This is a genomic window from Saccharothrix hoggarensis (assembly GCF_052936025.1).
On sequence record NZ_CP193624.1, the window covers coordinates 4,195,286 to 4,208,240 of the forward strand.

At 72.0% G+C, this 12,955-nt stretch carries 6 protein-coding genes and 3 pseudogenes; 2 read left to right on the top strand and 7 right to left on the bottom strand.

The features are described 5' to 3' along the window. Positions 1 to 120: 120 nt before the first annotated feature. The 3 genes and pseudogenes from ACRAKH_RS19110 to ACRAKH_RS19120 form a co-directional block, all read right to left on the bottom strand. Positions 121 to 489 (bottom strand): annotated as a pseudogene (locus ACRAKH_RS19110) (M20/M25/M40 family metallo-hydrolase); the annotation flags it as partial. A gap of 105 nt (positions 490 to 594) precedes the next feature. Next, the gene (locus tag ACRAKH_RS19115) at positions 595 to 1,023 is read right to left on the bottom strand and encodes an ATP-binding protein (RefSeq protein ID WP_380726942.1); all 429 of its coding nucleotides are present in this window, start codon (positions 1,021 to 1,023) and stop codon (positions 595 to 597) included. 869 nt (positions 1,024 to 1,892) lie between these two features. Then, entirely contained in the window at positions 1,893 to 2,609 is a 717-nt protein-coding gene (locus ACRAKH_RS19120) for an ANTAR domain-containing protein (RefSeq protein WP_380726940.1), read from the bottom strand. Positions 2,610 to 3,092: 483 nt separating this feature from the next. On the opposite strand from ACRAKH_RS19120, the gene ACRAKH_RS19125 reads away from it, so the two are divergent. Beyond that, positions 3,093 to 3,524 carry an ATP-binding protein gene (locus ACRAKH_RS19125; protein ID WP_380726935.1) on the top strand — a complete coding sequence of 144 codons (432 nt, stop codon included), beginning with the start codon at positions 3,093 to 3,095 and terminating at the stop codon, positions 3,522 to 3,524. A gap of 175 nt (positions 3,525 to 3,699) precedes the next feature. Beyond that, complete coding sequence (locus tag ACRAKH_RS19130) at positions 3,700 to 4,005, top strand: ANTAR domain-containing protein (protein WP_380726933.1); 306 nt, start codon at positions 3,700 to 3,702, stop codon at positions 4,003 to 4,005. A gap of 558 nt (positions 4,006 to 4,563) precedes the next feature. Here ACRAKH_RS19130 and ACRAKH_RS19135 read toward each other — a convergent pair. The 4 genes and pseudogenes from ACRAKH_RS19135 to ACRAKH_RS19150 all read right to left on the bottom strand — a co-directional run. Further along, positions 4,564 to 4,632 (bottom strand): annotated as a pseudogene (locus tag ACRAKH_RS19135) (hypothetical protein); the annotation flags it as partial. A 342-nt stretch (positions 4,633 to 4,974) separates the two neighbouring features. Further along, a complete protein-coding gene (locus ACRAKH_RS19140) occupies positions 4,975 to 5,163 on the bottom strand; it encodes an acyl-CoA carboxylase epsilon subunit (protein WP_380726931.1) in 189 nt (62 codons plus the stop codon). Beyond that, positions 5,160 to 6,749, bottom strand: a complete 1,590-nt coding sequence (locus tag ACRAKH_RS19145; protein ID WP_380726929.1) for an acyl-CoA carboxylase subunit beta — start codon at positions 6,747 to 6,749, stop codon at positions 5,160 to 5,162. The genes ACRAKH_RS19140 and ACRAKH_RS19145 overlap by 4 nt, the downstream gene beginning before the upstream one ends. Continuing rightward, positions 6,746 to 12,943 (bottom strand): annotated as a pseudogene (locus ACRAKH_RS19150) (thioester reductase domain-containing protein); the annotation flags it as partial. The gene ACRAKH_RS19145 and the pseudogene ACRAKH_RS19150, both read right to left, overlap by 4 nt. Between the last annotated feature and the right edge of the window lie 12 nt (positions 12,944 to 12,955).

Consider the following 12,955-nt stretch of genomic DNA (forward strand, 5'->3'; position numbering starts at 1 on the left):
TTCGCGCAGCGGGCCGCGCACCTCCAGGTGCGCGGTGAGCATGCCCCGCACGCCGGTGCAGATGGCGGGGTGGTCGGCCCGCCACAGCGGGGTGTCGGAGAACACCACCAGGTCGGCGTCGAGCCGGTCGCGGTGCTCCTCGATCACCTGGGCGAAGTGCGGCGACCCGGCCTCCTCCTCCCCCTCGACCAGGAACTTGAGGTTCACCGCCGGGGCGGTGCGACCGGTGGCGGCCAGGTGCGCCCGGACACCCCACAGGTGGGCCACCACCTGCCCCTTGGCGTCGGAGGTCCCCCGCCCGTACAGGCGGCCGTCGCGCAGGGTCGGCTCGAACGGCGGTGTCTCCTCCCACTGCCCGTCCTTGGCGGCGCGCACGTCGTGGTGGCTGTAGACCAGCACCGTCGGCGCGCCGGGCGCCTCGCACCACTCCGCGTAGACCGCGGGCCACCTCGTCGCCCCCCAACTCCTGCACCACTGGGAAACCGACATCGCGCAGCGCCCCGGCCAGCCACTTCGCTGACCGGGTCAGGTCGACGTCGTGCTCGGACTCCCCCGCGACCGAGCGCAGGCGCACCCACCCGATCAGCTCCTCCACTACCCGGTCGCCGTGGTCGGCCAGGTAGCCGCGCAGACCAAACGGACCTCGGCCCAGACGGTCTTCCGGTCGGCGTCACGTCCATGTCCCCAGTTGACCGACAGCCGGTTGACCACCAGCAAGCCGCGACCGTGTTCGGGCGCGGCCAACCTCCCGAGAACCGGTAGCCGGCTCGGGCTGCCGTCGCCCACCTCGATCCGCACGAGATCGCGGTCGGGCAACCGGCACATCCGCAACCGCCGCGGTGCCCGGGCATGCCGATAGGTGTTGTCGACCAATTGCGCGGCGACGACCTGGACGTCCACGAGCCGATCGTCACCGGCCTCGGCCGCCATGCCGGCGGCCAGTCCCATCAGGGCCGCCGTGGGTGGGCGACTGTCGGGAAGGTCGAGCTCGACGCTCTCGCGCGGAAGATCGACAGTGTTCACTGCACGCCCTCGATGCCTGTGACCTCACAAGGCACAGATACGGCGCCGTATACCCGGCGGGGTTGCTCCGTTCCGGCTGACGGTCGTCGCCGCGTGGTCGTCACCTCCGCGACACGGGTGGCCGGGGTTGGTGTGACGGTCGGGGTCCTTGGGTCGCCAACGTGCCGCCCGCGTCGACTGTGCGTGTCCACCCTTGGACGCGCGGTGTCGGAACGCCTCCCTGGGTTGGACGCGGTCCGCCGGCGGACCGCGTCCGGGAGCACTCTCTCGCCTGGAAGGCATCCCATGACCTCGTTGTCCGATCCCGCCACGCGCGTTCCCGGTTCCAGACCGGGCAGTGACTTCGCGCGTCCGACCCGTGAGGTCGAGGAGGCGGGCCGACCTGCAACGCGGCCTCCGGCCACGGGCGGCCGACCTCGGGCCGCCACACGGCCTGCGGACTGGAGATCGGCGGCACGACCGCTTCGGCCGGCGGGAGCGCGAAGAACAGGAACGCCTTGCTGGGCGGGCTCAACCACCAGGTCAAGCACCACCTGATCCCGCACGTGCCCCGCCCCCGACCCGCACCGCGCCCAGCCCATTGCCGAGGACTTCTGCGCACGGCGCGGCATCCCCTTGCAGCAAGGCGACCATGCGCGACTCCTACGCCGAGGTCGTGCGCCACCTCCATGACGCCGGCGCACCCTGCGGCAGACCGCATCTCCGGTCCCGCGGCAGTGACCGGGACCGACCCACACGATCGTCTTCTTGGGGACCGAGGGATCCTCACGCCCACTGGTAAGGGCGGCTGGGCAGGCGGTCTGCCGCGCCGCAGACGGCGAACCGGTCGCGGACGGGTGGTGCGGACACCTGGTTCGGCCGGCAGCCGGCTATCGAGCGATGGTGTCGTCGATCAAGGCCTGGGCGACGTGGTGGAGCTTGGTGTTGGTGTCCTGGGAGAGGCCGACCAGGATGGCGAAGGCTTCGTCGGCGGTGCAGTGGCGCTGGCCCATGAGGATGCCCTTGGCCTGTTCGATGACTTCCCGGCGGGGTACGGCCTGACGGAGCTGGTCGTTCTCGGTGAGCAGGGCGCGGTGCGTCCGGCGCAGTCGTGCCAGCGCCGTGGTGAGGCTGCGCAGCTGCCGCGGGTGTTGCCACTGCCCGTCGAGGGCGTCGATCTCCGGTGCCGCGCAGAGGTCGGTGATGTCCTCGACGTGGTGGATGATGCCGATCACCCGCCGGTCCTGGCCGAGGATCGGCATGTTCAGCGGGCTCCACACCTTCCTCACGAAACGCGTGCGGTCGGCCGGGTCGGGCACGTCGTAGCGCTGGATGCCCATGTAGTGCCGCTGCTTGCTGTGGAGCACCTGCTGGAGGGACGTGCTCAGGTTGGCCCGGCCGTCGGCTTCGGGGTTGGCCGGGTCGTCGGGGAAGACGTCGAACAGGTAGGCGCCCCGCAAGTCCTCCTCCGTGGTGAGGGTGGCCTGCTGGTAGGCGGGGTTGGCGGCGCGGATGCGCAGCTCCGGGTCCAGGATCAGGTACGGCGCGGCCGTGGCGCGGAAGACCGGGTCGACGCGAAGCGTGTCCAGTGCGCGTTGATTGGCCAAACCCGTTCCCTTCACGACCGCCGGACCTGCACGTGCCGGGCACGAATACCGGCCGGTAAGACGGGACCGCGACGGCACGTGGCAGGCCGGGTTCCGCCTGCATCCTCCCACGGTGCCACACCCGGCGTCCTCTTCCACCAGCGACGACATCGTCACACGACCGCGCTCACGGACGGCAGGGGGACGCTGCCACCGGTCGGGTGGGTGCTCGTGCCGCCGGTCGGGGTACTGGTTCGGCAGCGCAGGGCGTTGAGCGCGACGGGCTGGTCGGGGCTGCTCCTGTCAGGGCCGCCTCAGGCCGGCTACCGGCGGGTCCGAGCTCGGACTTCTCGTCGCGGCGGTCGCCACTGTGGCGGTGTGGGGCGACGCCCCTGCGCCGACGGTGGCGCCGGTTGGTCGTGTGCCCGCCTGGGTCTACGGTGGGGCGCCGGGCTGACCGGTGCGCCTTGAAACCCCAGGGCGGAACCGTGAGGCGGTCCCCGAGTGAGCAGCGAGAACGATCCCGAGCCGCTGGTCCTGGGCTTGACGACCGAGCAGATGCCTCCCCTGGTGCAGGTCCGGCAGTGGACGGCCACCGCGCTGGCCGACCTGGACGAAGACCACCTGCAGACGGTGTTGCTGATCAGCACCGAGTTGTTGACCAACGCCTACGAGCACGGCAGCAGCCCCTACGGCGTCCGCCTGCGCCGCGGCCGAGTGCCGTGCCGGGTGCGGATCGAAGTCGACGACACCTCGCCGGAGCAGCCGGTGGTCGGACGCTCCCGGATCGCCGACACCCGCGGCCGGGGCCTGATCATGGTGGACAAGCTGTCCTGGAAATGGGGCGTCTCCCCTCTGCCCGGCGGCGGCAAGACCGTATGGGCAACCGTCTCCTGTGACCAGGAAGGCTGGACCCCCTGCGCGGGCAACGGCTGAACTCTTTGCGTTCGACCGTGTACCCGCAGCTCACGGCTGGGGAGAACCCTGCCGGCCCTGCCCCACTGCCTCTGCGACGCCGGCACGATCACCGGCTGGAAGTCGGTTGATCCCAGGAGCCCCGAGCGGGTGGGCACGGTTGGCGGGGTGACGCTCCTTCGGGTGCGATCGAGCGGTGAGGTCGCGTGAGAAGTCGGTCGACCCGTCAGCACAGATCGATCAACTGCGGGAAGCGCTGTCCACGCAGCCGGTGATCGAGCAGGCCAAGGGCATGCTCATGCTCGTGCGTGGCTGGACGGCGGCTGAGGCGTTCGACGCGTTGCGCGAGATCTCCCAGCACACCAACATCAAACTGCACGACGTGGCCGGCATCATCGTGGCGTCCGGTAGTCGGGAGCAGCCGCCCCTGCCCGACCGCGACACCGTTCAGGCGGTGTTGGCGGAGATCCGTCGCTCCGTACTGGGGGAGTCGATCGGATGACGCGCGACCCACACTGCCCGACCGATGGCTCCTTGATCGCTTCCCGCCTTGACCTCTGCGAAACCCGCGGTCGCATGGAGTCGCAGCGACCGGTCGGGCTCGAGTGAGCGGGCCGCCGGAGAACTCACACACCGGATCCTAGACCAACCACCGCCACCAGGCGCCCGGACACCACCCCGACCCACGCTTCACCGATCGACACAGCCAGCGAGCTCGCTCCTACCCCACGCAATCGCACACACCCAGCCGATCACCACGCACAGTCGTCGAACCGAAGCGATTCCCCTGCACGCACACCCACCCGACGACGGGCTTGCACCAACGACACCCAGCCCTGCTCCACCGAACGGCGGAACCAGGTCAAACCCGTTCTCGCGGATTTCGACACCATCCCGACCGCACACCACCTCGGCACCGTCACCGCTCAGCGACGCCACCACCGCAGCACCGGTCACAGCAGGCACCGACCCACCAGGCGCTCCGGCGAGCGCGACCTTTGACTGACTTACGAAGACCTACGGGGTCAGGAGCGTAATTCCGCCTAGGGTTACGAATCATCTATTTGACGTTCTTGTTGACCTCGCGGCTGATCGTCGACACCGCACGTTCCAGCAACGCGGCGATCGCATTGCAGAATCACCGGCACACAGCCGGCCGTGAGATCTCCTCCCGCTCGACCATGGTCAGGCTTCCGACGCGGTCCCTGCGGGGCTCGGGAGCGATCCCTCCGTGATGTTTGAGGACGGTGAACACCGAGCCGGGTGGCTTGCCGATCTGGCGGGAGATGATGCTGATCGACTCCCCGGCCCTCCCGCTCAATCCAGGCACGCATGAGCTCTGCGGCCGGCCAGTGGCCGCGGCATGCCGCCTCGTCCAGCACCGCAATGCCACCGCGCTCCCGCAACGGATCGGCGCCCCGCGCAGGCAGGAAGGCTGGGACGTCGACGTGCACCGGATCATCGTCCGATGTCACAGCCGTGTGGTCCAGGCGGTCGGCGCCGCGTACGGCTCGCCGAGCCGGTGCCAGTGGAGCCTCTGCCGCGGCCTAGGCGCCTGCTCCTGCACGGGAGGAGCGGTCGCGGCGAGCAGGGCCACCGTCACGGCCGCCAGCTCCTCTTCGGTGGGCTCGCCCTTGAGCACCTTCAGGAACGGGGTCATACCGGCTGGTTCCCGTGCTTGCGAGAAGGCAGGGATGCGTGCTTGGCGCGCAGCGCCTCCAGTCCGTCGATGAGCACGGCACGGGTGTCGGCCGGGTCGATGACGTCATCCACCAGGCCGCGCTCGGCCGCGTAGTAGGGGTGCATCAGCTGCTGCTGGTACTCCTTGATGCGCTGCGCTCGGGCCACCTTCGGATCGGGGGCCGCAGCGATCTCGCGGCGGAACACCACGTTCGCCGCGCCCTCCGCGCCCATCACCGCCACCTCGTTGATCGGCCAGGCGTAGGACAGGTCGCAGCCGATCGACCGGGAGTCCATGACGATGTACGCGCCGCCGTACGCCTTGCGGACGATCACTTGAATGCGGGGTACGGTCGCGTTGCAATACGCGTACAGCAGCTTCGCGCCGTGCCGGATGATGCCGCCGTGCTCTTGATCGCTGCCGGGCAGGAAACCCGGCACGTCCACCAGCGTCACCAGAGGGATCGAGAACGCGTCGCAGTTCTGCACGAACCGGGCCGCCTTCTCGGAGGCGTGGATGTCCAGCACACCCGCCAGCGAGGCGGGCTGGTTGGCCACGATGCCGACCACGTGCCCATCCAGCCGGGCGAACCCGCAGACGATGTTGGTGGCCCAGCCGGCGTGGACCTCGAACAAGTCGCCGTCGTCGACGACCTCCTCGATGACCGCCCGCATGTCGTAGGCGCGGGTGGAGTCCGCGGGCACCAAGTCCAGCAGTCGGTTGTTGGCGCGGTCCCGCGGGTCGGACGACGCCACCGCCGGGGCAGGCTCCCGGTTGTTCGACGGAAGCAGCGAGATGAGGTGGCGGACGTCCTCGAGGCACTCCTGCTCGGTGTCGTAGACGAACTGCGCCGCGCCGGAGACGGTGCCGTGCACCTCCGCACCGCCCAGTTGGTCATGGCTGATCCGCTCGCCGGTGACCGCCTGCACGACGTCGGGTCCGGTGATGTACATCTGCGAGATGTCGCGCACCATGAACACGAAGTCCGTCAGCGCCGGGGAGTACGTCGCGCCGCCCGCGCACGGCCCGAGCATCACGCTGATCTGCGGGATCACCCCGGAGGCGCGGACGTTGCGGCGGAAGATGCCACCGTACCCGGCCAACGCCGTGACGCCTTCCTGGATGCGGGCGCCCGCGCCGTCCGACAGCGCGACGATCGGCGCGCCCGCCGCCTCGGCGAGGTCCATCACCTTGTGGATCTTCTCGGCGTGCGCCTCGCCCAGCGACCCGCCGAAGATGCGGAAGTCGTGGGCGTAGACGTACACGGTGCGCCCGTGCACCTTGCCCCACCCGGTGACCACGCCGTCCGTGTGCGGCTTGCGCTCCTCCAGCCCGAAGCCGGTCGCCCGGTGCCTGCGCAACTGCTCGACCTCCCGGAACGTACCCGGGTCGAACAGCAGGTTCAGCCGCTCGTGCACGGTCAGCTTGCCGCGTGACCGCTGCGCGTCGGTCGCCTTGGGCGACGGCCCGAGCCTGGCCGACTCCTTCATCGCTCGCAGTTCGGTCACCCGTGACCGCAGATCGGTGCGGTCGGTGGAAGTGGAAGCGTCGTTGGTGATCGTCATGCTCCCTCGATCTGTGCAGGTGGTGGGAAGTGGCCGGCTTCGATGAAGAACTTCACGTAGGCGCGGAACAGCTCCTCGGTCACGGTCGGGCAGTCGATGCCGCTCCCGTCGAGCGCGACCGCGGTGTCGGTGACGTCGATGGGTGGGTAGAAGGACGCGCTGTCGGCGGTCATCATCCGGAAGGCGTCGAGCAGCGGGACGAGCGCGTTGTCGCGGTCGGCGGCGACGGCGGCGAACCACTGGTCGGGGTCGCGGTCCGCGATGGTGTAGCCGAGGGACCGCAGACGGCGCACCAGGTCCGGCAGTTCCACCCGGTGCTCGTTGTAGAGGTGGAACGTGCGACCCGACGCCCGGCGGGACAGCTCGACGATCGCCGAGCTGACGTAGTCCACCGGCACGAGGTGGAAGTAGCCACCGACGCCCGCGGGGGCCGAGCCCGCCTGGATGATGCCCTTGAGGCTGAGCCACACGAAGTCGCGCGTTTGGCACGCGCCGTTCGCCTGGTCGCCGGAGATGACGTCGACCCGGTACACCGATACCGGGATGCCGCGGTCCCGGGCCAACCCGACGACCTGCTCGGACACCCACTTGGTGCGCAGGTAGCCGCTGGGCAGGGCCTCGGCGGGCCCGGTCGGGGCGCTGGTCCGCAGCGCCGCGCCGTGCGGGTTCGCGCCGGCGAAGACGCCGACGGTGGAGACGTGGTGCACCGGTACGGTGCGGTGCCGGGCGGCCAGCCGCAGCACCTCCCGGGTCCCGCCGACGTTGGCCTCCTTGAGGTCGCCGTACGGCCTCAGCCAGTGCACGGTCGCGCCTGCGTGGTAGACGACGTCGACCGTGCGTGCCAACTCGTCGAACAGCTCCTCCCCCAACCCGAGGCGCGGCTGCGCCAGGTCGCCGGTGCGCACGACGAGGCGGCTCGGGTCGACCTCGTCCCACACGCGGTAGTACTCCAGGTTCTCCCGCACGCGGCGCAGGCCGTCGATGTCGTCGGCGGCGCGGACCAGGCAGTGCACGGTCGCCTTCGTGGTGCGCAGCAGGTCCCGCAGCAGGAAGGCGCCGAGGAAGCCGGTGGCGCCGGTGAGGAAGACGTGCTGCGGGTCGTCGACGACGGTCACCACCGGCTCGACGGGGCGGATGTCGTCGTCCAGCACCACGTCCGCGGTGTAGTCCTCGCGGTCCGCCCGGTCGCGGGACGGGAGGAGCTGGGTGTGCAGGAACGCGGCGAGCGCGGCGGGTGAGGGGTGGTCGAACACCAGCGTGGGCGGCAGCGCGGTGGCGCACCGCGCGGCGAGCCGGTTGCGCAGCTCGACCGACACCAGCGAGTCGAAGCCCAGGTCGCCGAACGCCTGGTCGGGACCGATGCGCTCCGGTGAGGCGTGGCCGAGCACCGCGGCGGTCTCGGTGAGCACGACGTCGACCAGGAACAGCCGCTGCTCGTCCTCCGCCAAGCCGTGAAGCGTGTCGGCCAGCGCGGTGTCGGCGGTCTCGTCGTTGCGAGCGGTCGCGCGCGGCGGGGTGCGGACCAGCCCGGACAGCAGCGGCGACATGCCCTGCCCGCGGAGTGCGGCCAGGTCCAGCGGCGTTGCGACGACCGCCGGTGTGCCGGTCCCCAGCGCGCGGTCGAGCAGCGCGGGGCCGACGTCCTGTGCGATCGGCAGGAAGCCGCCGCGGGCGATGCGTCTGCGGTCGGTTTCGTCCAAGTGGCCGCTGATGCCGCCCTCCTGCTCCCACAGGCCCCACGCGACGGACGTCGCGGGCAGGCCGAGGGCGGCGCGGTGCTCGGCGAGCGCGTCGAGGAACGTGTTGGCGGCGGCGTAGTTGGACTGGCCGGGACCGCCGATCACGCCCGCGACCGAGGAGAACAGCACGAAGGCGGTCAGCTCGCGGTCGCGGGTCAGCTCGTGCAGGTGCCAGGCGGCGTCGACCTTGGGCCGCAGCACGGCCGAGAGCCGCTCCGGCGTCATCGAGGCCAGCAGCCCGTCATCGGCGACACCCGCGGTGTGCAGGACGGCCGTCACCGGGTGGGCGTCGAGCAGCGCTGCCAGCGCAGCCCGGTCGGCCACGTCGCACGCCGCCACGGTCACGTCCGCGCCGAGGCCGGTCAGGTCGTCGACCAGCGCGGTCGCGCCGGCGCTGTCCAGGCCGCGCCGACTGGTGAGCAGCAACCGTGACACGCCGTGCTCGGCGACCAGGTGCCGCGCGAACGTCGCGCCCAGCGACCCGGTGCCGCCGGTGATCAGGACAGTGCCGGCCGGGTCCCACACCGGGTCGGCTGCCGGTGCCGGCGTCCGATCCAGCCTCGGCACGAACAGGCGCCCGCCGCGCACGGCCAACTGCGGCTCGCCGGCGTTCACCACGCCGCCCAACGCCTCCAGCGACGCCTGGTCGTCGTCCGCGTCGACCAGCACGACCCGGCCCGGCGCCTCGGACTGGGCGGAGCGCACCAGACCCCACACCGCCGCCGCGCCGAGGTCGGCGAGCGCCGGGGTGGGCGCGGTGGCGCCCCTGGTCAGCACGACCAGCGGCGTGCCGGTGAGCCGGTCGTCGGCCAGCCAGCGGCGCACCACGTCGAGGGCGCGCGCCGCCACCTCGTGCGCGGAGGCGACGGTATCCGCACCGGGGGCGGACGCGAACGGGGCGAGGACGGCGTCCACGGGCTTGTCCGGGTCCGCTGCGGCGGCCGGGTCGGTGAACCGCTGCGGGTCGAGCACGTCCACGTCGAACGGGCCGGACTCCAGCACGCCCCAGCGCACCGCGCGCCCGGGCAGCGACACCGGCCGCCACACCACCCGGAACAGGGCGTCCTGGCCGCGCACGCGGGCCCGCGCCAGGACGTCGGCCGCGCGGGGCCGAGCCAGCACGCCGCCGACCGCCGCCACCGGCCTGCCGGTCCGGTCCGACAGCAGCAGCGCCACCTCGCCGTCCGCGCCGGGGATCTGGCGGACGCGCAGCGCCGTCGCGCCCGTCGCGTGCAGCCGCACGGACCGCCAGCGGACCGGTTCGCCGTCCACGCCCACCCGCAGCGCGGCCTCCAGCAGCACCGGGTGCAGGCCGTACGCGCCGGCCTCGCCGACCAGGTGCTCCGGCAGCTCCACCTCGGCCGCGGCGGCGTCCTGGTCGAACGCCGCCGCCGTCGTGCCCAGGCTCACCGAGCCGGTGGCGTGCAGCGTCCACGAGCCGTCCGAGTCGCCGGGGCGGGCGTGCACGGACAGCGGGTGCGCGCCGTCGTCGCCCGCCGGGCCGACCCGCACCTGGAGCTGCACGCTGGCCTTGCCGTCGAGCACCAAGGGCGTGTGGGCGACCAGTTCGTCCACCACCGTGCAACCGACCTCGTCGCCCGCGCGGATCGCCAGTTCGAGCAGCACGACGCCCGGCACGACGTCGTGATCGGCCAGCCACGGCTGCGCCTTGGGCGACAGCAGGCCGGTGAGCAGCACGTCGCCGGTGTCGGCCACCGTCACGGCCGCGCCCAGCATCGGGTGCTCGGCCGCGCGCACGCCCAGGGCGGCGGTGTTCGCCGCCTCCTCGTTCCGCACCCAGTAGCGGGACCGCTGGAAGGCGTAGGTCGGCAGGTCGATCCGGCGGGCGCCGGTACCCGCGAAGAACGAGGACCAGTCGACGTCGACGCCGTGGGCGTGCAGCCTGCCCAGCCCGGTGATCAGCGCCTCGGCGTCGGGCGTGGTGCGGCGCAGCACGGGCACCGCCGCCTGGGCCCGGTCGCCGAGCACCTCGCCGACCAGGGCGGTCAGCACCGCGTCCGGACCGATCTCGACGAAGGCGGTGGCGCCCGCGTCGGCCAGGGCGCGCACGGCGTCGGCGAAGCGGACCGGCTCCCGAACGTGCCGCACCCAGTGGTCGGCGTCGGTGAGCGCGTCGGTGACCGCGCCCGTCAGGGCCGAGACGACGGGCAGCGCCGCGCGGTGGAAGGTCAACCCTTCGACGACCTCGCGGAAGTCGGCGAGCATCGGGTCCATGTGCGCGGAGTGGAAGGCGTGGCTGACGGTGAGCCTGGTGGTCTTGCGGCTCCGCTCGGCAAGCCGCGCGGCGACCGCCAGGACGGCGTCCTCGTCACCGGAGAGCACGACGGAGGTGGGTCCGTTGACCGCGGCGACGTCGACGCCGGCGATCAGCAGCGGCAGCACCTCGGCCTCGGTGGCGCGCACGGCGACCATCGCGCCCCCTGGCGGCAAGGCCTGCATCAACGTGGCGCGCGCCGCCACCAGCTTCGCCGCGTCCTCCAGGTCGAACACCCCGGCGACGTGGGCCGCCGCGATCTCACCGACGGAGTGGCCGGCCACCAGATCGGGGCGCACGCCCCAGGACTCCAACAGCCGGAACAACGCCACTTCGACCGCGAAGATCGCGGGCTGCGCCCAACCGGTGTCGTCCAACCCCTCACCGGTGGCGATCACCTCCCGCAACGGCCGGTCCAACAACGGGTCCAACACGGCACACACCGCGTCCAAAGCCGCCGCGAACGCCGGGAAGGATTTCGCCAGCTCCAAACCCATGCCGATCCGCTGCGAACCCTGACCGGTGAACACGAACGCGGTCCGGCCGTTGACGCGGGTGGCCGGGGCGACGGTGTCCAGACCGGCCGGCAGTGCCTCCCGGTCCGCGCCGACGACCACGGCCCGGTGCTCCAGCGCAACGCGCGTGGTGGCCAGCGAGAAGGCCACGTCCAGCGGGTCGGGGGCCGTTTCGGCGGTGAAGTCGCGCAACCGATCGGCCTGGACCCGCAGCGCCTCGGGCGAACGGCCCGACAGCACCCACGGCACCACCGGGAGGCGCACCTCCGGGGCAACCGGCTCGGGCTCCTCGACCACGGGGGCCTGCTCCAGGATGACGTGCGCGTTGGTGCCGCTCACGCCGAACGACGACACGCCCGCCCGTCGCGGCCTGCCGGTCTCCGGCCACGGGCGGTTCTCGGTGAGCAGCTCGACAGAGCCCGCCGACCAGTCCACGAACGGCGTTGGCTCGCTGACGTGCAGGGTCTTGGGCAGAGTGGCGTGGCGGACAGCCATGACCGCCTTGATCACACCGCCGATACCGGCTGCGGCGACCGAGTGGCCGATGTTCGACTTCAGCGACCCCAGGTACAGGGGCGTCGGGCGGTCCCTGCCGTAGGTGTTCAGCAGCGCGGTGGCCTCGATCGGGTCACCCAGGCGCGTCGCCGTGCCGTGCGCCTCGACCACGTCGACGTCCACCGGGGACAGCCGGGCGTTGGCCAAGGCGGCGCGGATGACGCGTTCTTGCGAGGGACCGTTGGGCGCGGTGAGACCGTTCGAGGCGCCGTCCTGGTTGACCGCGCTGCCGCGCAGCACCGCCAGCACGGGGTGCCCGTTGCGGCGCGCGTCGGACAGCTTCTCCAACAGCACCAAGCCGACGCCCTCGGACCAGCCGGTGCCGTTCGCGTCGGCGGAGAACGAGCGGCAGCGGCCGTCGGCGGCCAGCCCGCGCTGGCGGGAGAAGTCGACGTAGCCGCCGGGGTGGCCGTACACGGTGGCCCCGCCCGCGACGGCCAGGGTGGACTCGCCCTGCCGCAGGGACTGCGCCGCCAGGTGCATGGCCACCAGCGAGGACGAGCACGCCGTGTCCACCGTGACCGCCGGCCCCTCCAACCCGAACGTGTAGGACACCCGACCGGACGCGACGCTGCTGAGCTTGCCCGTCATGAGGTAGCCCTCCAGCTCCGCCGGGCCGTCCAGACCCAGGTAGGTCTGCTCCCCCACTCCGGCGAACACGCCCGTCGAACTGCCGCGCAGGGTCGTCGGGTCGAGGCCCGCACGCTCGAACAGCTCCCAGGCGGTCTCCAGCAGCACCCGCTGCTGCGGGTCCATCGACAGCGCCTCGCGCGGCGAGATGCCGAAGAACCCGGCGTCGAAGCTCGTCGCGTCGGCGATGAACCCGCCTTGATCGGTGTAGGAGGTGCCGGTGCGCGTCGGGTCCGGGTCGTAGAGCGCGTCCACGTCCCAGCCGCGGTCGTCCGGCCACGCGGTGATGCCGTCGCCGCCCTCCAGCACCAGCCGCCACAGGTCCTCGGGCGAGGACACGCCGCCCGGGTAGCGGCACGCCATGGCGACGATCGCGATCGGCTCGGTGCCGCCCGCCTCCAGCTCCTCGATGCGCTGCCGCGCCTTCTTCAGGTCGGCCGTGACCCACTTCAGGTACTCGACCATCTTCTGTTCGTTGGACATCGCCGATAT

Coding starts and splice junctions, on each gene's coding strand:
- ACRAKH_RS19140 (WP_380726931.1), bottom strand. CDS start 5,163: ATGACCCCGTTCCTGAAGGTGCTCAAGGGCGAGCCCACCGAAGAGGAG.
- ACRAKH_RS19145 (WP_380726929.1), bottom strand. CDS start 6,749: ATGACGATCACCAACGACGCTTCCACTTCCACCGACCGCACCGATCTG.